Origin of the sequence: Streptomyces shenzhenensis (assembly GCF_021462265.1) — a bacterium.
In the GTDB taxonomy this organism is placed as follows: Bacteria; Actinomycetota; Actinomycetes; order Streptomycetales; family Streptomycetaceae; genus Streptomyces; species Streptomyces shenzhenensis.
Window position 1 is genome coordinate 13,000 of the sequence record NZ_JAJONF010000067.1, and the last position, 18,163, is coordinate 31,162.

The 18,163-nt window shown below is 70.1% G+C and carries 15 protein-coding genes and 4 pseudogenes; 6 read left to right on the forward strand and 13 right to left on the reverse strand.

Features of this window, described 5'->3' with window-relative positions:
- Window positions 1-606, forward strand: coding sequence for an ester cyclase (locus tag LQ326_RS43525; protein ID WP_234544623.1), 606 nt, complete (start codon window positions 1-3; stop codon window positions 604-606).
- Between the two features lie 221 nt (window positions 607-827).
- On the opposite strand, the gene LQ326_RS43530 is transcribed toward LQ326_RS43525, so the two are convergent.
- The 3 genes from LQ326_RS43530 to LQ326_RS43545 all read right to left on the reverse strand — a co-directional run bounded on the left by LQ326_RS43530 (window position 828) and on the right by LQ326_RS43545 (window position 3,717).
- A complete protein-coding gene (locus LQ326_RS43530; RefSeq protein ID WP_234544624.1) occupies window positions 828-989 on the reverse strand; it encodes a hypothetical protein in 162 nt (53 codons plus the stop codon).
- Between the two features lie 506 nt (window positions 990-1,495).
- Entirely contained in the window at window positions 1,496-2,482 is a 987-nt protein-coding gene (locus LQ326_RS43540) for an NADPH:quinone reductase (protein ID WP_234544625.1), read from the reverse strand.
- A gap of 398 nt (window positions 2,483-2,880) precedes the next feature.
- Window positions 2,881-3,717 (reverse strand): enoyl-CoA hydratase/isomerase family protein, encoded by an 837-nt coding sequence (locus LQ326_RS43545; protein WP_234544626.1) that lies wholly within the window; start codon window positions 3,715-3,717, stop codon window positions 2,881-2,883.
- A gap of 107 nt (window positions 3,718-3,824) precedes the next feature.
- Here LQ326_RS43545 and LQ326_RS43550 point away from each other — a divergent pair, with 107 nt between their 5' ends.
- Window positions 3,825-4,217 (forward strand): winged helix-turn-helix transcriptional regulator, encoded by a 393-nt coding sequence (locus tag LQ326_RS43550; RefSeq protein ID WP_234544638.1) that lies wholly within the window; start codon window positions 3,825-3,827, stop codon window positions 4,215-4,217.
- Between the two features lie 90 nt (window positions 4,218-4,307).
- On the opposite strand, the gene LQ326_RS43555 is transcribed toward LQ326_RS43550, so the two are convergent.
- The 5 genes from LQ326_RS43555 to LQ326_RS43575 form a co-directional block, all read right to left on the reverse strand.
- The gene (locus LQ326_RS43555) at window positions 4,308-5,213 is read right to left on the reverse strand and encodes a class I SAM-dependent methyltransferase (protein WP_234544627.1); all 906 of its coding nucleotides are present in this window, start codon (window positions 5,211-5,213) and stop codon (window positions 4,308-4,310) included.
- Window positions 5,214-5,293: 80 nt separating this feature from the next.
- Window positions 5,294-6,400: an NAD(P)-dependent alcohol dehydrogenase gene (locus LQ326_RS43560; RefSeq protein ID WP_234544628.1), complete on the reverse strand. Its 1,107-nt coding sequence runs from the start codon at window positions 6,398-6,400 to the stop codon at window positions 5,294-5,296.
- Window positions 6,397-7,806, reverse strand: coding sequence for an aldehyde dehydrogenase family protein (locus LQ326_RS43565; RefSeq protein ID WP_234544629.1), 1,410 nt, complete (start codon window positions 7,804-7,806; stop codon window positions 6,397-6,399). Before LQ326_RS43565 ends, LQ326_RS43560 begins: the two co-directional genes overlap by 4 nt.
- An 8-nt stretch (window positions 7,807-7,814) precedes the next feature.
- On the reverse strand, window positions 7,815-8,570 hold the full coding sequence (locus LQ326_RS43570) for a (5-formylfuran-3-yl)methyl phosphate synthase (protein ID WP_234544630.1): 756 nt from the start codon (window positions 8,568-8,570) through the stop codon (window positions 7,815-7,817).
- 374 nt (window positions 8,571-8,944) lie between these two features.
- On the reverse strand, window positions 8,945-9,625 hold the full coding sequence (locus LQ326_RS43575) for a pyridoxamine 5'-phosphate oxidase family protein (protein WP_234544631.1): 681 nt from the start codon (window positions 9,623-9,625) through the stop codon (window positions 8,945-8,947).
- A 162-nt stretch (window positions 9,626-9,787) separates the two neighbouring features.
- Here LQ326_RS43575 and LQ326_RS43580 point away from each other — a divergent pair.
- Window positions 9,788-9,883: pseudogene (locus LQ326_RS43580) on the forward strand (SidA/IucD/PvdA family monooxygenase); the annotation flags it as partial.
- 110 nt (window positions 9,884-9,993) lie between these two features.
- Window positions 9,994-10,256, forward strand: a pseudogene (locus tag LQ326_RS49195) (IS630 family transposase); the annotation flags it as partial.
- 18 nt (window positions 10,257-10,274) lie between these two features.
- Here the strand turns inward: LQ326_RS49195 and LQ326_RS43585 are convergent.
- Window positions 10,275-11,723 (reverse strand): 3-hydroxybutyrate oligomer hydrolase family protein, encoded by a 1,449-nt coding sequence (locus tag LQ326_RS43585; RefSeq protein WP_234544632.1) that lies wholly within the window; start codon window positions 11,721-11,723, stop codon window positions 10,275-10,277.
- 336 nt (window positions 11,724-12,059) lie between these two features.
- Between LQ326_RS43585 and LQ326_RS43590 the strand changes: the two genes are divergently transcribed.
- Window positions 12,060-13,556, forward strand: coding sequence for an extracellular catalytic domain type 1 short-chain-length polyhydroxyalkanoate depolymerase (locus tag LQ326_RS43590; RefSeq protein ID WP_372497115.1), 1,497 nt, complete (start codon window positions 12,060-12,062; stop codon window positions 13,554-13,556).
- 263 nt (window positions 13,557-13,819) lie between these two features.
- Here the strand turns inward: LQ326_RS43590 and LQ326_RS43595 are convergent, their stop codons facing one another.
- From LQ326_RS43595 to LQ326_RS43605, 3 genes and pseudogenes are all read right to left on the reverse strand, one after another.
- Window positions 13,820-15,019, reverse strand: coding sequence for a cysteine desulfurase-like protein (locus LQ326_RS43595; RefSeq protein WP_234544634.1), 1,200 nt, complete (start codon window positions 15,017-15,019; stop codon window positions 13,820-13,822).
- Between the two features lie 212 nt (window positions 15,020-15,231).
- Window positions 15,232-15,867 (reverse strand): hypothetical protein, encoded by a 636-nt coding sequence (locus tag LQ326_RS43600; protein ID WP_234544635.1) that lies wholly within the window; start codon window positions 15,865-15,867, stop codon window positions 15,232-15,234.
- Between the two features lie 187 nt (window positions 15,868-16,054).
- Window positions 16,055-16,300 (reverse strand): annotated as a pseudogene (locus tag LQ326_RS43605) (transposase); the annotation flags it as partial.
- Window positions 16,301-16,841: 541 nt separating this feature from the next.
- Here LQ326_RS43605 and LQ326_RS43610 point away from each other — a divergent pair.
- Window positions 16,842-17,633, forward strand: a complete 792-nt coding sequence (locus LQ326_RS43610) for an ArsR/SmtB family transcription factor (protein ID WP_234544637.1) — start codon at window positions 16,842-16,844, stop codon at window positions 17,631-17,633.
- A gap of 261 nt (window positions 17,634-17,894) precedes the next feature.
- On the opposite strand, the pseudogene LQ326_RS43615 reads toward LQ326_RS43610, so the two are convergent.
- Window positions 17,895-18,163: pseudogene (locus LQ326_RS43615) on the reverse strand (hypothetical protein); the annotation flags it as partial.

An 18,163-nucleotide genomic window follows, 5' to 3' on the forward strand; every position in this document is an offset into this window, starting at 1 on the left:
ATGGAGCGTCGTTCCATGCTCAAGGGCGGAGCCGCCGCCGCATTCGGCGCACTCGCCATCACCGCCGTCACCAGTGGAGAGAGCCTGGCCCAGGCGGGCCAGCGGTACCCGGGCCTGCTCCCGGATCCGGCCACCACGCCGGTGCCGAACCCGCCCTTCCCGAACAACCTGACCCGCGCCGAGCGCAAGCACTTGGAGACCTTCGACGAGCTGGACTTCGAGGTCTTCACCCACGCCGACTGGGCCCGCCTGGGTGAGAGCCACGCGAAGAACATCCGGGTGCACTGGCCGGACGGACACTACACAGACGGTATCCAGCAGCACATCGACGACCTCGCGGCCCTCTTCGTGTGGGCGCCCGACACGCGGATCCTGTCCCACCCGCTCCGGGTGGCCAAGAACGAACTGACCTGCGTCACCGGCGTGATGCAGGGTACCTTCACCCGCCCCATGCCGGACGGCAACGGCGGTTTCATCCAGCCGACCGGTAAGAAGTACGCCATCGACATGGCCACGGTCGGCATCTGGAACCGTAAGGGCACCATGGACGAGGAGTTCCTGTTCTGGGACAACCAGACCTTCTACCGCCAGATCGGCCTCGGCTGAGCCGGTGAGCGCGGGTCGGCCGGAGAAATGCCACCCCGGCCGACCCGGCCGTTCGACAGGCACCGAAGGATCGCCGCGATCGGTGCGACGAGGGCCTCGGCCGCTCCCACCGTGAACCACATTCCCGTCCCACGTCCCCACCCCTCCGGGAGGCGGATGGAAGCGCAGTGCCGCGGCAGGCGTCGGCCCGGCCTGAGGGGCGGCGTCGCGCTCCAGGGCAGTCAGCAGGCTCGCAGAAACCGCCGTAGCGGGCCACGGGACTCCAGGCGGGGCTGATGCGCGGGCAGCGGGGCGGCGTGCTCGTAGTCCCCGGCGGAGCGGACGACCTTGCCGCCGGCCACGGTGCGCGGGGACTCGATACGGGTGATGTCGTCGTCGGCCACAGCTAAGTAGTCGGCGGACGGGACGGCCGGGTCGCCGTAATTGCCGGATCGTCCACCGGCCAACTCACCTGCTATCACGCCCCAACTCGCAGGAGGTCATCTCATTTGGCAGGCGGGCGGTAGCAGATGACGATGCGGTGTTGCATGCCGCTTTCACGGAGCCGTTTCCGCAGATGAGCGTGGTCGTAGCCCGTGTCGCCGTGGAGCTTGCCCGGCTTACACCGGCGTGCACCGCGGCGGGAGCGGACGGCGGGATGCCGCGCACGAGCGGCTCCGGGGCCTGGTGTCGTGGGGGTTGGCACCGGAGATCCCGGCGGACAGGGGCAGTCCGGTCCGCTCGGTGATCAGTGGATCTTCGAGCCCTTCGTGCCCCGAATCACCAGTCGGATCGGCCTGCTTCTCGGCCAGTTCGATGGATGCGGCGAGCCGCAGCCACGCATTCGTCCTGTACTCATGAGGCAGGCAGGGAGTCGTTGCTCATTCGCGTGCTGTTCGCGATGGACTGATCAGCGCAGGTCGAGCACAGCCTTCCCGATGAGGCCGTTCTCGACGGCCTCGTGTGCGAGCGCCACGTCGTCGAGGCTGAAGGAGTGCACCGGCAGTGGCGTCAGAGCGTCCTCGCGCAGGGCTGCGGTGATCTCTGTGGCGGCACGCAGCAGCGCGTCCCGCGGTTCGGTGAGGAACAGCGCGAACCGCAGCACCAGGTTGGACCACATGAGCCTGAAGACCGGCAGGGTCGGGTCGTCGGGCTGTGCCGCGTAGGTCACGATGGTTGCTCCCGGGCCGGTGACGGCCAGGTCCAGTTCGAGGTTGCCGGTCAGCGAGACCTCGATGATCCGGTCGACAGGCCCGGCTCCGTCGAGGATCTGCTGGGCGGCGTCGGCGTCGCGGTAGTTCACGACGAGGTCTGCACCCGCGGCCCTGGCCAACGCGGCCTTTTCCGGACCGCTGACCGTCGTCACGATCCGTGCGCCCGCGATCCGGCCGAGTTCGATCGCGTAGTGCCCGACGGCGCCCGCACCGGCCGCGACGAGTACGGTGCGGTCGCGGGGCGAACCGTCGGCATGCAGGCACCAGTGCGCGGTCATCGCCGGGATGCCGAGGCAGGCGCCGAGCTCGTCGGAGACCCCATCCGGCAGCGCCATGGCCTGCTCGGACGGTATTACGGTCCACTCCGCCGCGGTCCCCCACGGATGGTCTGCGCCGGCCATCCAGATCCACACGTGTTCACCGATCCGGCTCGGGTCGACGCCCGCGCCGACCGCGTCGATCGTGCCGGTGCCGTCCTGGTGCGGAATGCGGCCGGTGTGTTCGCCGACGCGCCGGAAGTCCTGCGGGGTGGAGTTCAGCCGCATGAACATGTCGCCCGGGTTGATCGCGGAGAGTGCGATACGAACGCGGACCTGGCCGGGGGCGGGCTCGGGGCGTTCGACGTCAAGCACCCGCAGCACGCTCTTGGCGGGACCGGGCGTGTCGTAGAAGGCTGCCCTCATTGGTTCATCTCTCCTCTTGGATGGTGGCGCGATCCACGGCACTGGCCGGGGAACGCGCACGTCACCACGGTGGGGTCCGTCACCACGTCGTAGTGTGATTCCGGCGGCGAGACCGCCGCCTTCCGAACGGTCGGCTGAGACGGCGAACGTGCCGCGGACCATCGGCAGATGCCACTACGTTCGTCCCGCGCTGTGGCCGACGGCTTGATCTTGTGGCCTTTTGTGCGTCGGCGAGTTGTTCCCAGACGTGGGTTACGTCGTTGGCCGCGGGCTCACTGGGACGAAAGCGGGTGGCACGGGCCGAGTCGGGGCAGACGAAACGTGCCTCCGTCATGCCGCTCGGTGACGTCGGTGCGGCCGGATTCCGCCCGCGGCCTTCCCCGCCCGTGACTCTCGCGCTAGAGGCCGGCGGCGACGCTTCGCATGACCGATTCCAGATCGCGCTCGCCCGCAGGGGTCTGCGCACCGTGCTCCAGGGCCCCTGTCATGAGTCGGGCCGGCAGAGCCCCGCTCACCAGCCCGGCCCATGCGTCGTTCTCCGCTCGCAGGCCGTCGGTCAGGTCCGCCGGAGGGACCAGTTGCTTGGCCGCGGCGATGAGCTCCGGGGAAAGCGCGGCGATCTTTTCCGCCACCCCGCCGACGAACGCGTCCAACTCGGCCGCGGGGACCGCACGGTTGATCCACCCGTAGGCGGCTGCGGTGTCCGCGTCCACCAGATCACCGGTGAGCAGCAGCTCCAGCGCCCGGTTGCGCCCGGCCCGCTCGCGCAGGTACTGCGTTCCTCCGCCGCCCGGCACGATGCCCATCAGCACCTCGCTCTGCCCGATACCCGCGGTCTCCCGCGCGGCGAAGGTCATGTCGGCCGCCGCGACGAACTCGGCGCCGCCGGCTCGCGCCTTTCCCGCCAGTTTGATGATCGTCACCTGCGGCTGGTGGCGCAGCAGCTCGCCCACGCCCTGGAAGAGATTGGCGTCCGGGTTGCGGTCCGCGATCCCCTGCAGCTCCTGCATCTCGTCGAGGATGTGGATGTCGACGTGGGCGATGAAGAACTCGGGGTTGGCGCTGGAGAACACGATGACGCGGACCGAGCGATCGTCCCGCAGCGTCCCGAGAGCGTCGTGCAGTTCGCGGATCAGGGTTCCGCTGAGCACGTTGACAGGGGGGTTGTCCAGGGTGATCCACGCGACTCCGGCATCGATGGCGACGTGGAGCGTCGTGTACTGGTGCAGGTTCAAGAGTGTTCCAAGGTTTGCGGTGAGCCAGTAGGTTTGCAACGCATACCTACCCTGGGCTCTGCGCCGAGGACGGTCAATAACGCACTTCTCAACAACCAAGGATCATGATGAATACCAACTCCACGCCCCTGCCGCCCCGCGGCATGCCGCGGTTCAGTGCCGAGTGCCCAAGCCGGCCCATCCTCGATCAGATCGCCGACAAGTGGTCCATGATGGTCCTGGCGGTCCTGGAGCAACCGACGCGGTTCAACGAGATCAAGCGGCAGTTGGAGGGCGTCACGCAGCGGGTACTGACCCAGACGCTGCGCAGACTCGAACGCAACGGCATGATCCGGCGCCGGGTCCTCGAGACCTCCCCCCTCGGCGTGGAGTACTCCCTCACACACCTCGGCGAGTCTTTCCGTGAACCCTTCACCCGTCTGTACGACTGGACGGTCGAGCACAGCGACGAGGTCCTGACGGCGCAGCACGAATACGACGCGCGGTCATCGGGACAGTGAACAGCCGCCCGGCCGGCCCCTCGACGGTCTCGGACACCGGACTGCCGGATGCCCGGCCCTGTGCGGATGCCGACGTGCGCGCTGCCGATGTCACGGCCGGGGCTTGTGCGCGAACACCCACCGGTTTCCCTCGAGCGCGTCGTTGGGCTCGGGCAGGGGGCCGCGGCCGTGCTGGTGGGTGAAGTCGAAGGGGGTGTGCACCGAGGTGGACCAGCCCTTGGCCGCCAGGTTGCCCGCCGAATCGGGTCGTGGTCCCTTGTCGAAGAGGCGGAGCAGGTCGATGCCGATCTGTTCTCGCGTGGCCGTGTAGATCGAGCTGTCGCGGTACTCCAGCAGGTCCTTCTCCAGCTTGGCCTCGAAGGCCAGTGCGCTGCCTTCGGTGGTCAGCCGGTCCACCGTGTCGATGAGGTGTGTCTCGGTGGGGCTCGGCAGGTAGAAGAGGAGTCCCTCGGCCAGCCAGACACTCGGTGCGGCCGGGGTGAAGCCGGCGGTGGTCAGCTCGGTGACCCAGTCGGCGCGCAGGTCGACCGGTACGGGGACGCGTTTCACCTTCGGGGTGGCCGACAGGCTTGTGAGCACCTGGTGCTTGAACGCCAGCACGGCCGCCCTGTCGATCTCGAAGACCACGCGGTCGGGCGGCCAGTCCAGCCGGAAGGCGCGGGTGTCCAGCCCCGCGCCCAGCAGGACCACTTGACGGGCACCCGTACGGACCGACCGGAGGAGGAAGTCGTCGAGGACCCTGGTCCGCAGGCCGAAGTAGCGGGCGAACCGCCCCCACAGCGGGTTGCCGTCCCCGTCCGGGACCTGCTGGATGCGCACCGGCCAGTCAGCGCACGCCGGGGCGGCGCGCACGAAGTGTTCCGCGTAGACGTCGTGGGCCAGGCTGTCGTGGCGGTGGGTCTCGATCGCCCGTGCGGCGGCGACCAGGAGGGCAGTCACACCCACGCCTCCGCCCACGCCCTCCGCGTCCGTGTGCTGCTGCGCCGTGCCGGCCATGTTTCCTCCGTTGGCGGGGGTGGGGGACTGCGACGTGCCTGCTCGCCGGATGCGGTGAGTCCGCGATGCTGCAGGCCGGCTCATCGGCTTCTTCCCTCCGGGAGCAGGACGGGTTTGACCACGCGGCCCGCGTCGCAGTCGCGTTCGGCCTCGTTGATGCCGGCCAGCGGGTAGGTGCGGATCAGCTGGTCGAAGGGGAAGTGCCCGGTCTGCCACAGCGCGGTGAGCCGGGGTATCAGCAGCCCGGGTACGGCGTCCCCTTCGCAGATGTGGCGGATGCTGCGGCCTCGGTCCAGCGTGCCCGCATCGAGGGGCAGCGCGGTGTGGAGCCGTGCCACCAGGCCGAGGCTGCCGGTGGGGCGCAGTGCCCGGAGCGCGTCGTTGATGAGCGGGGGCGAGGCCGTGGTGTCCAGCGCGTACTGCGCGCCGCCGTCGGTCAGCCGCCGGAGCCGCTCGGGCAGTCCGGCCGTTTCGGCGGGGAGCGGGATCGCGCCGAACCGTTCGGCCAGGGCCAGCCGCCGCGGATGCCGGTCGACGGCCACGGTCAGCGCGCCGGCAGCGGTGGCCGCCATCACCGCGGCCAGGCCCACCGCTCCCGCGCCGAAGACCGCCAGGGTGTCGCCGGGGCCGGCGCCGAAGGCGTTCAGCACGGCTCCGGCGCCGGTGAGGAAGCCGCAGCCGAGCGGCCCGAGCAGTTCGACGGGCAGTGCGGGGTCGACCCGGACGGCGTTGCGGGCCGGGACGAGCGCGTAGTCGGCGAACGAGGACTGGCCGAACCACCGGGGGGCCAGCGCTCCCCCGGTCGCGTCGGTGAGCCGCGGCGCGTCCTCCTCGCGGCCTCCGAAGAGGTTGAGGGAGGCGAAGGAGTCGCAGTAGGCAGGGGCGGCGCCGCGGCAGTTCCGGCAGTGTCCGCAGGAGTCGAAGCTCAGCACGACGTGGTCACCGACGGTGATCCCGGTGTCCGGGCCGTCGCCCGTCCGCACCACGACCCCGGCTCCCTCGTGGCCGAGCACCGCCGGCAGCGGGCTGCGGCCGGCCGATCGCCGGACCGCGAGATCGGTCCGGCACATCCCGCAGCCCGCGACTTCGACCAGGATCTCGCCGGCGGCGGGTTCCGTGCGCAGGGTCACCTCCTCGACCGCGAACGGGTCGTCGTACGAGCGCAGCACGGCCGCCTGGAATCTCATCGTCCTTCCTCCCGCGGGCGGTGGACGACGAACGGGCGGAGGTTGCCGTACAGCCCCCACGGTCCGCCCGCGACTCCGACACCGCTGTTCTTGACGCCTGTGAAGGGCTGGGCGAGGGAGGTTTCGGCATGGTGGTTGATCCAGGCCGTGCCGCATTCGAGCCGGTCGGCCACCGCCTCGGCCCGGTCGAGATCGGTGCCCCAGACGGAGCCGCCCAGTCCGAATCCCGTGCCGTTGGCGGCGTCGACGGCTTCGTCGAGGGTCCGGTACGGAAGCACCGGCAGGACCGGTCCGAACTGTTCCTCGGTCACCACCGGGCTGCCGGGCGGGACATCGGTGAGGATCGTGGGAGCGAAGAAGTAGCCCGGCCCGTCCAGCCGGTGGCCGCCGGCCGCCGCCCGGGCGCCGTCCGCCAGGGCCTGCTTGGTGACCTGCTCGACCCGGGCCAGCTGGGGGGCGTTGTTGACCGGGCCCAGCCGGGTCTCCGGGTCGAGGCCGGCCCCGACGGCGACGCTCTTCGCGCGCTGGGCGAGGGCTTCGACGACCTCGGCGTGCAGCCGGGCCGGGGCGTAGACGCGTTTGACCGCCATGCAGACCTGCCCGCAGTTGCGGAACGCGGCCCAGAACAGCCGGTCCGCGATCCGGTCCACCTCGACGTCGTCCAGCAGGACGGCGGCGTCGTTGCCGCCCAGTTCCAGGGTGACCCGGGCGAGCGAGGCCGCCACCGCTCCGGCGACGGCCCGCCCGGTGGGCACCGAGCCGGTGAAGGTGACGTGCCGGATGCCCGGGTGGGAGGCGAGGCGGGCGCCGAGGGGTTCGCGGCCGGTGACGACGGTCAGTACGTCCGCGGGCAGGGCGGTGGCCAGGACGGAGCCGAGCAGCCGGGTGGCGAGAGGGGTGAACGGGGACGGTTTGAGGATCACCGTGTTGCCCGCCGCGAGCGCGGGCGCGAACTTCGCCGCCGCGAGCTGGAGGGGAAAGTTCCACGGCACGATCGCGGCGACGGGTCCCAGGGACCGCCAGCGGATCTCGCTGTGCACGGGCCGGCCGTCGGTGATCCGCCGGGTTGTGGGTGCCAGGTCTGCGAAGTAGCGCAGACGGGCCGTCGTACGGGCGATCTCCGCGTATGACTCGGCCAGGGGCTTGCCCTGTTCCCGGGTGAGCAACCGGGCGAGGTCCTCGCCCGCCGTCTCCACGGCGTCCGCCGCCACGCGCAACGCGCTGGTGCGGGCGGCGGAGTCGGCGCGCCAGCCGTGCCAGGCCCGGTGGGCCCGGTCGACCACGGCGTCCAACGCGTCCGGCTGTTGGTCGGGGGCCTCGTCGAAGGTCTCCCCGGTGGCAGGGTCGACGACGGCGAAATACGCGGACCGGCGTCCGGGGACGCGGTCGGGCTCCAAGTCGGGCATGCCGGGGGTCAGTTCACGGCGGGGACGCCGGCGGCGTGCTGCTCGGCCAGCCGGTCCATCTCCGCCCGGAAGGCGGCCACCAGATGCGGCTGAATCCTCCCGGCATTGCGGTCGCCGCCCTCGCAGACCGCTCCGCGCACACCCACGATGTCCGTGCCGATACGGGTCAGCGGACCGAGGTCGGCCTGTTTGACACTGCCGGCGAGGGCGGCGAGCAGACCGGAGGCGTGGGTCAGCCGGACGAACTCGGCACAGATGTCCGGGGGAACGTGGTCGAACAGCCGGGTCCCGTCCTTGACGGCGGTGTCAAGCATGGCCGCGTCGGCGCCCGAGCGGGCGGCGATGCCGGGCACGGCAAGCGGGTTGACGCAGCCGATCCGGTGGGCGTCGGCGTAGCCCGAGGCGACGACGAGCGCTTCGGGCCGGTGGTCCTTCACCGCCCGGACGACCGCGCGCATGACCTCGACGCCCTGATCGGGCGTCGTGCATCCGTAGAGGCCGACCTTGATGTACGTGGCGCCGGAGACCACCGCGCCGAGCGCGGCCTGCGCCACCGTGCCGGGCTTGTACGGGACGTCTCCCACGGTGGCGGACACCGGTTTGTCGGCCGGGACCACGTCGCGGATCTCCTTGATGACCCAGGGAAAGTTGGCGCCGAGCGAGCCCTCGTCGGGCTTCTTGACGTCGATGATGTCCAGGTGCTCCGCCGCCTTCGCACAGTCGAGGGCCTCCTCCACGCTGTCCGGGGAGATGAGAAGCAACACGATGAGCTCCTTCCACCGCAGGTCCGCCTGGCCGAGGGACAGGGGGTGCGGATCACCTGGTCCATGTACGGTGTGGCTCATCATTTCCGCCGCCCGTGGGCACCGGTAGAGCGTGCGGATTTGCCCATGGGGCGCTCGCGCCCACGCGAAGTACGCGACACGCACCGGCGCGAACCGGCTCTTCTGCCGCACGCTGTCCGCCCGGACCAGCCGGTGGCAGGGGTGGTCCGTGGGCAGCGGACCGAGTCTGGGCGCGAGTCTCCGCAGTCGGGTTGAAGGCACGTGACCGGCCACGCGGTGAGGCCGGCGGTGGCCGCGCTCCTCATGGCTCGGCCGGTCCGCTCCGCGCTTGGTGGGTGCGCTGCCTGCCGCGTTCAGTTCGCAGCGGTGCCGATGCGCTTCGTCAGGTGGGCTGGGGCCTCGGTGTCCGGGGGCAGGAGCGGGTCGGGCTCCAGGTCGCCCCACGTGGCGCGCAGCGGCAGGACGCCTGCCCACAGGCCGAGTCGGGCGTCCTCGCTGTCACCGTCGTCAGGAGCGCCGGTGCGTACCTTGACGGATGCTTCGTCGAGGGAGAGTGCGAGCAGGGCCGTTGCCGCGAGTTCCCTGCGGCTCGGACGGCGGGCGTAGTCCCACTGGCCGGGCGTGGCCTGCTCGGTCAGGCAGCGCAGGCCGGCGAGTTTCTCGTCAGGGTCCGTGACCGTGCGGGGGATGCCGAAGATCATCGCGCTGCGGTAGTTGACCCCGTGCTCGAAGACCGACCGGGCCAGGACGAGGCCGTCGACGTGGGTGACGGTGAGGCAGACCTCGGCGGCGGGTGACGCCACCAGGCTGCGGCTGGCGACCGAGCCGTGGAAGTACAGGGTGCTGCCGTCGGATCCGTAGACGGTCGGTACCACCAGGAGGTTCCCGTCGACGGTGACGCCGAGGTGGCAGACGAAGCCGGCGTCGAGGATCGCGTCGAGCTGGTCGCGGTCCAGGCTGCCCTGCTCCCGCAAGCGGCGGTGACGCGTGCGCTCGGTGACCGGCAACTGCCTTTCGGGAGAACCGGAGCCCATGGGGACTTCCTCTCGTTCGTGGATCCCACAACATCGGATTTCCCTTGCAGAATATGGAGGTGTTCGCGCGCCAGGCCGACCGGCCCGCTGAGTGCGGATCTTCCGGCAGGCTCCGGATGACCGAGCCGTCGCTGACCGCCTCGCCCGCACGAGCCGCTTGACCTGCTGGGTGTCGGCCTCGGGCCGTTCAACCTGTCGCTCGCTGCGCCCACCCATGAGGTGCCGGGCCTGCGCACGGCGTTCCCCGAGCGGCTGCCGGGCCGCAAGGTGGTGGGCTGACGCCTGAACGGCAGGCGTTTCGCGAGCGGATCCGGCTGGAGGCCGCGGAGCGGTTCACTGGGGGTTCCTCCGAGCAACGTGAACGCTGACGTCTGATCCACCGGCCCAAGCGGCATGTCGATCACGAGCGGGGCGGCAGACGCGGTTTCACCTGGAGCGACGACCGCGACCTGCTCATCGCCGCACACCAGCAGCACACCAGCAACTCGGCGCACCCGTCGTGCTCGTACGTGACAACCCGAACGTCCACATGGACCGCCGGCTACGGCGGTCCATCGACACCCACGACTGGGTCACCTGCTACTTCCTGCCGGCCTACGCACCGGACCTCGACAACAACGTCAGTAGCTGGTGTGGGCCGGACAGTGGATCAGGACGCGGACGGCAAGCGCCCTTTCCCGGGCCCGTCCAGGGAGCAGTCATCGAGGAGGGTCGTGGCGGCCGCTCCCACGGGCAGGGGGACGGTGTGGGAGGCGGGCGGCCTGCGGCCTGCGGTCAGCCAGCCGTCAAGCGCTGTGAAAGCCGCCCGGTAGCAGGGTGTGAGCGGGCGCAGCCGGTCCGGGAACATGTCGAACAGCGCATCGGTGTGGGTGCCGCCCTCGACACGGTAGTAGCGGTACAGCCCGCCGCGCCCGGCCTCGCGGACCATGCGGGCGTAGACGTCGGAGTCCTGGCTGATCGGCAGCAGGACGTCCAGCGTGCCCTGCAGGGTGATCAGCGGCTTGCCGATCCGCCCGGTGAGTGCGATCTTCTGGACGGCCTTCCTGACGCTGTCGGGACGTGCCGCGTAGTCGTAGTCGGTGTCGCACTGCGGTGTGCCCGCCGGGCAGTACGGAGTTCCCGCCTCGGTCGCCCCGTCGAAGCCGGGGTCGAGTTCCTCACGGTAGATGCGCTGCGTCAGATCCCAGTAGACCCTGTAGTGGTACGGCCAGAGGAACTCCGACCCGGCCGGGAACCCGGCGGCGTGCATCGCCTGCCGTGCCTGCGGTGCGTCCTCTCCCCCGGCGGCGTACACGGGAAAGTCGCGCAGCGCCTTGGGCAGGAAGTTCAGCAGGGTGGGTCCGTCGGAGCGCCACAGGGTGCCTTCCCAGTCGACGCCCCCGTCGTAGAGCTCGGGATGGTTCTCCAACTGCCAGCGCACCAGGTACCCGCCGTTCGACATGCCCGTCACCAGCGTGCGCGACGGAACACGGCCGTAGTGCCGGGTGACCGTGGCACGGGCGGCGCGGGTGAGCTGGGTGAGCCGGTCGTTCCACTCGGCGATGGCGTCGCCCGGTGTCTTCCCGTCACGGTAGAAGGCGGCACCGGTGTTGCCCTTGTCGGTGGCCGCGTAGGCGTAGCCGCGGGAGAGCACCCAGTCGGAGATGGCCCGGTCGTTCGCGTACTGCTCCCGGTTGCCGGGGGTGCCGGCGACCACCAGGCCGCCGTTCCAGTCGTCGGGCAGCCGGATGACGAACTGGGCGTCGTGGTTCCAGCCGTGGTTGGTGTTGGTGGTGGAGGTGTCCGGGAAGTAGCCGTCGATCTGGATTCCGGGGACCCCGCTGGGAACGGTGAGGTTCTTCGGCGTCAGCCCGGCCCAGTCGGCCGGGTCGGTGTGCCCGGAGGCCACCGTGCCCGCCGTGGTCAGTTCCTCCAGACACGCCGTCTGCTGGTACTCGGCGCCGGGCACGCCCACCCGCGCCAGGTTCGCGCAGTGGCCGTCCGGGGCCGGGGACACGGCCGTGGCGGGCACCGGGGTCAGCACGAGAGCGGCGAGGGCGAGGGCCGCGGGCAGCCCTCGTTGCCACAGCCGTGAGGGAGAACCGCAGGAAGAGCGCATCGGTGTGCCTCCGAGGTCGTACGCCAGGACTCGCGGGAGGCTATGGCGTCGGATCGCTGGGGAAACATGGGTTGACCCACCACCGTCTGTCCGATGCCAGTGGGGCCGGAGGCCACCCCGCTTCTGGGTCGGAACGGTTTCTGTCCCGCAGGGGCCTGCCTGTCCAAGTCGTCGCGAACGCGGCCATGAGGAGCGGCCACACAGCGCTGCCGCCAACCCTGGATGTCAAGCCCATGCCAACCCGGCGCCGGCAGGCCGATGATGCGACACCACACACCGGTACCGGACCGCGTCCAAGCGATGCGCGACCAGTTCATCTACCAGGAGGCAGTCGTCATGGGACAGTCGCACCCTCCGTTCCGCTCCGGCAGACGCCACCGGCTCGTCGGAGGCATCCGCCGCTGGATCACGGCCGCCGCGGGAGCCCTGCTCCTCACGGGCGGCCTGGTCGCCGCGAGCCCGCAGGCGTCCGCCGCGGCCCTGACCCAGGTCGCGAGTTTCGGCAGCAACCCCGGCAACCTCTCCATGTACACCTACGCGCCCGACGGCCTGTCGTCCGGTGCCCCGCTCGTGATCGCCCTGCACGGCTGCACGCAGAGCGCGAGCGACTACTATTCCCACTCCGGCTGGTCGAAGTACGCCGATCTGTATGACTTCGCCCTGGTGTTCCCGCAGACGAACAGCAGCAACAACTCCAACTCCTGCTTCAACTGGTACCAGTCGGGCGACAGCACGCGCGGTCAGGGCGAGGCGCTGTCCATCAAACAGATGGTCGACACGGCCGTGGCGGAGTACGGCAGCGACACCTCGCGCGTCTACATCACCGGTCTGTCGGCCGGCGGTGCCATGACCGCGAACATGCTCGCGGCCTATCCCGACGTCTTCGCCGGCGGCGCCATCGACTCCGGTCTGCCCGCGGACTGCGCCACCAGCCTCTCCGCGGCGTACACCTGCATGTACAGTCCGCCCAGCAAGACCGCCGCCCAGTGGGGCGACCTGGTCCGCGCCGCCGCCCCCTCCGGCACCACCTCCTGGCCGCGCGTGGCGATCTGGTACGGCACTTCCGACACCACCGTCGTACCCGCCAACGGCACCGACCTGCGGGACCAGTGGACCGACGTGTGGGGGATCGGCCAGACGGCCTCCAGCACCGAGAGCCTGAGCGGCGGCACCACCCTCAGCACCTACGACGACTCCTCGGGCCGGCCGGCGGTCGAGCTCTACGCCGTCTCCGGCATGAACCACGGGCTCGCGGTCGACCCGGGCAGCGGCACCGCCCAGTGCGGCAGCACCGGCACGTACTACCTCGACACCATCTGCTCCAGCTACTACACCGCCCGCTTCTGGGGGCTCGACGGCGACAGCGGTGGCGGCCAGGGCAGCGGAACCCTCCCCGCCCCGACGGGGGTGACGGTCACCGGGACCACCGACACGACCGCCTCGCTGAGCTGGAACGCGGTCGCCGACGCGGCGTCGTACAACGTCTACCGCGGCGGAACCAAAGTGGGCACCACCACCTCGGCCTCCTACACGGACACCGGTCTGACCAGCGGCACGAGCTACGGCTACACCGTGGCGGCCGTCGACTCGTCGGGGAAGGCGGGCACCGCCTCCGCCGCGGTGACCGCGACCACCACCGGGTACTCGGCCGCCTGCTACACGGCGAGCAACTACGCCCACGTGGCCGCCGGACGCGCCTACCAGAGCGGCGGTTACACCTACGCCACGGGCTCCGGCCAGTCCATGGGGCTGTACAACACCTTCATCACGCACACCCTCAAGGAGACCGCGTCCGGCTACTACGTCGTCGCGGACTCCGGCTGCTCTGCCTGATCACCTCATCCACCCTCCGGGCCGTACAGGAGGAGTGGCCGCCACCTCGGCGGGAGTCGATGTGTGATCGACAGCCATGTTCGCTCATCGTTCCCCTGCCTGGGCTCGCTGCTCGTCGCCGGCACTCGCACTGGCACCCGTTCTAACCAGCAGGTCGTCCCGCGCCGCCCGTGCAATGGCGATGCTCGTGATCGACGGGGCGGTGCGGGAGCAACGATGACCGCGCCGGCGGGCAGCCAGGTGCCTCGCCGGATCCGGCGAGTTCACAGGAAGGCGGCCAGGCCGTCGAGGAAGCGGTCCACGTCGTCGGTGGTGTTGTAGGGGGCCAGGCCCGCGCGCAGGGCAGGGTCTTCGAGCTTGAGCGCGGTGAAGGGCTCGTACGCGTAGAACGACCCCGCCGGTGCCACCACACCACGCGCGGCCAGGTGTGCCTGGGCCTCGCGGGCATCACGGCCTTCGACCGTCATCAGGAGGGTCGGTGTGCGGTCGGGGGCCTTCGAGTGCAGTGTGACGGCATCGCCCAGGGCCTCCAGGCCCTCCTGCAGCCGTGCGCGCAGCATCAGTTCATGCTCATGCACGGAGTCCAGGGAGCGCGTGAGGCGCTCCCTGCGGGAGGTCCCCGTGCCCGGGTCGAGCTCGGCGAGAAAGCCGACGGCAGCGGTGGCGCCCGCCAGGATCTCGTACGGCATTGTGCCGAACTCGAAGCGCTCCGGCACCGTGTCGGGGGACGGTACGAGCTTGTCCGGACGCAGGGTTTCGAGGAACTCGGGCGCCGCCGCGAGGACCCCGCAGTGCGGTCCGAGGAACTTGTACGGCGAGCAGACGAACAGGTCCGCCCCGAGGGCGGGTACGTCCACGAGGTGATGCGCGGCGTAGTGGACGCCGTCCACGTACACCAGCGCGCCGGCCTCGTGCGCGCGGTCGGCGATCAGGCGCACCGGCGGCTTGGTGCCCAGCACGTTCGAGGCCGCCGTGACCGCGACCAGCCGGGTTGCGGGGGTCAGGGCCCGTTCGTACGAGTCCAGGTCCAGCTCCATCGTCTCCGTGTCGATCTCGATCCAGCGGACCCTCACTCCGGCGCGCTCGGCCGCCTGGAGCCAGGGGCGGACGTTGGCGTCGTGGTCGAGGCGGCTGAGGACGATCTCGTCGCCGGGCTTCCAGTCCTTGGCCAGGTGGCGGGAGAAGTCGTACGTCAGCTGGGTGGCGCTGCGGCCGTGGACGATGCCGTTCGCGGGCACGTGGAGCAGATCGGCGTAGGCGGCGCGGAAGTCCGTGACGGCGCGCTCGGCGTTGAGCTCGGACGGGCTCACCGTTCCCCGGTTGGACAGCGGCCCGGTCAGCGTCGCGGCAATGGCGTCGGCGACCGGGCGGGGGGTCTGGGTTCCGCCCGGTCCGTCGAAGAAGGCGAGACCGGTGGCGAGGGAGGGGAAGTGCGCCCGCAGGGCGGTGAGGTCGATGGCCATGGTCGCGGCTTTCTGTCGGGCGGAGTTCCGGGCGTCGCGGTGCCCTTACTCTGGCGCCGATCTTGCGACACGTAAAGCGATGGATCCCGAAGACAACCTTCACGGACTGCGAAGTCTCAGCCGGATCTGAAGCTTCTGGCCATCTTCCTCACCGTCCAGGCGAGTCGTCACAGACGAGGGCGATCCACAGCGCAGATGGCATATGCGCAGTTTCACCACTGACAGTGAACGTGCGTGTCGTGATCCTTGTCTCCAGGGCCAAGGACCAGGCTGGCCCCCAGCTTTCGACAGGCGTTCATGAATACGCGGTGGGCGGACCGCTTTCCCACATGGCGGCCGTTGATCCAGGTCACATCTACCGCACGTCCTTGGTAATGCATGGACCTACTGCTGTGGCTGCCTCCGACGAACTCGGAAACCTCGAACTTGAAGTGGTACTGCGTGTTGAGTTTCAGGACACCGTTGGGCATCCGCTTGTCGAGAGCAACTCGCGCTCCCTGTCTGTGGCCCCACGGACTGGTCCTGGCCATGCCTCCGTTGGCGGTGTCGACGAGATTCTGCCGAGGGAGAGATGCCTTGTCGCTGCCCTTGAGATGCGCCCCGGCGTATGTGATCCCCTTGTTGTTCAGGATGGCACGGGCCAGCCGAGCCGACTCACTGGCCGGCTTCGGAGGGGTCTGGTGTTTGGCCGGCGTTCCGTGCCGCCCGGGGCCGGGGTCGGCTGCCGCGGCCGTCCCGGCGGTAAGGGTGACGGCTGCCGCCGTCGCGGCGACTGCGGCAGAAATTTTCATACGCACGGCTTCTGGCTCCTCTGCGTGGTGGAACTGTCCGCAAGACGAGGTCAGCATGGCCGTGCATCCCTCAAGGATTCAGGGGGTCTTCCGCCTGATCGAATTAATTCCCGGCAGCGCACTCCTCCATACGGGTGGCTGGTCCCTCCTCGCCGACACGGTCGGCTTCCGTGTGTGAGCACAATGCGGCCTACCGTTCTTCAGTCCCGCGGACAGCAGAGAAGGGGCTCCGAGCGTGGGCACTCCTTGTCCGCGTTGATGCCATCTGGGCGCTGCCGGCGCGGGTTTCCCTCTCGCGCGAGCGATGGCCTTTGCGGTGATTGACGCGTTCGTCGACCAGCCCGCATTCCGCGTTGCACAGGGCGTCGGCCTCCGTGGACATGGGCGTGTCGGCGAACGTCTCGGCCATCGCGCGCAGGAGATCGGGACTCGCCGCAGCGGGGTTCTCTTCTGCGAGGGCGGGCAGGGGCAGACTGTCGGGCGCGGTCATCGTGCTGATCTCCTTCGAACCTTCGACCACCCGAAGATCAGCCGGTGGCCGTTCCCGTATGTGGGCACTCAGTGCGACGCCGGGGCAGATGCCCGGATCAGGTCGGAACACGTACACCACTTCTCGGGACGCAACCCAGCCGCCTCTTCCCCGCAGCCGGCACCGGTCAGTGCGGCGGCATGCGGCCGGTGGCGGAAAGGCGTCGGTCCGAGTGGTGAGGGCCGGCGTTCGCAACAGCACAGTCAACCAACGGCACCTGTCGCTCGTCCCTTTTGATGACACGTACCGCTTTGTTGATCCACGTCCCGCATCGCCTCGGCCAACCCCCACGACGAAAGAGGCCTGCATGCTCCGTATCCATTTCACGCCTGCCGACTTACAGGGCATCCGTGTGGCCCGGCGCCCCGATCCGCTGTGGGAACTCGTCTGTGCCGCCTGCCGGCTGGTCACGAATCAAGGGCCGCTGGAGTTCGGTGCGTGGCGCCGGGGTGTTCTCGAGCGGACGGTTCGGGATCTGGAGGCGCGTCGCGCCCTGCACTTGGTGGGGACGCTTGTCCCACCCGTCGGCTACATCCCCGACTTCCTCACCCCGACGGTCTCGGCCGAAGGTCTGCCCGCAGCCCTCGAACAGGTGCGGGCCACGCCTCGCCGCCGGCTGCGGAGGGAATTGGGCATCCTCGCCACCACCCGCCCGCTGCCGGCGTGGACGACGACGCTCGGCAAGCCGGGAGACCGGAACATGGGACACCTGGTCAAGGCCCTGGAGATCTCCTTCAAAGCCCTGCTCGAACCGCGGTGGGGACATATTCGCAAAGCCGTGCACGACGAGGTCGACCTGCGGGCCCGCAGTCTCCTCGACGGCGGTGTCCGCGCCCTGCTGGAGAGTCTGCAGCCGTTCGCCCGGTGGAATTCACCCGTCCTGGAGGTGGACTACCCTGTCGAGCGGGACCTGTACCTGGAGGGCCGGGGTCTGCTGCTCCTGCCGTCCTACTTCTGCTGGCGCAGGCCCACCGCGCTCGCCGATCCCACCCTCGGCCCGGTCCTCGTCCATCCGGTCACCGCGCGGCCCTTCGACGCGGTCGCCCTCAACAGCGGGGGGTTGGAGCGCCTGCTCGGCCGTACCCGGGCCTCCGTACTGGCCCAGGTGGCACGCGGCCGTGCCCGCACCACCTCCGAAGTGGCGGAGGTGGTGGGCATCGCCCTTCCCAGTGCCAGTTACCAGCTCGCCGCCCTGCGGGACGGAGGACTGGTGGCGAGCCACCGGGAGGGTCAGTTCGTACGGCACTCGGTGACGGCCATGGGCCACCGGCTGCTGGACGCGGACGCAGGATGACGGACGCAGTCGGATCTGTCGTACGCCCCGTGAGACCGTCTCCGGAGCGCTGGATTTGGATGGCCGAGTGGTGCGCCTAGATCCTCAAGGACTGGATCGACGGAATGGGTCGTTGCCGGTGAGTAACGGCCCACCATCCGGGGGGGCGACCGTCGCGGGTGCGCGCGGACGCCGGTAGCGGCGTGTGGGACGCGGTGGCATCGGCCGCTGTTCGTCGTCGCCTTCGCGGCCGGCACCGACCTGGATCACCGCCCGTCCGGCTCAGCAGTTGCGGATCGAGTAGACCGGTGACCAGTTGACGGCGTAGACCGCGTCGTCGGCCGGAATGGTCTGCAGCAGGCCACCGCCGGAGCCGTAGAGACTGGCGACGGCGCCTCCGGTCTGGCTGTTCTGGGCCTCGGCCCAGTCGATCCAGTTCGAGAGGGTGTAGCGGTCGCAGGCGTAGAAGAAGAAGATCTTGAACTCGCCGGCCGTCGGATCCCAGACCGAGGCACAGAAGTAGCCGCTCTGGCAGTACACGCCCCCACCGG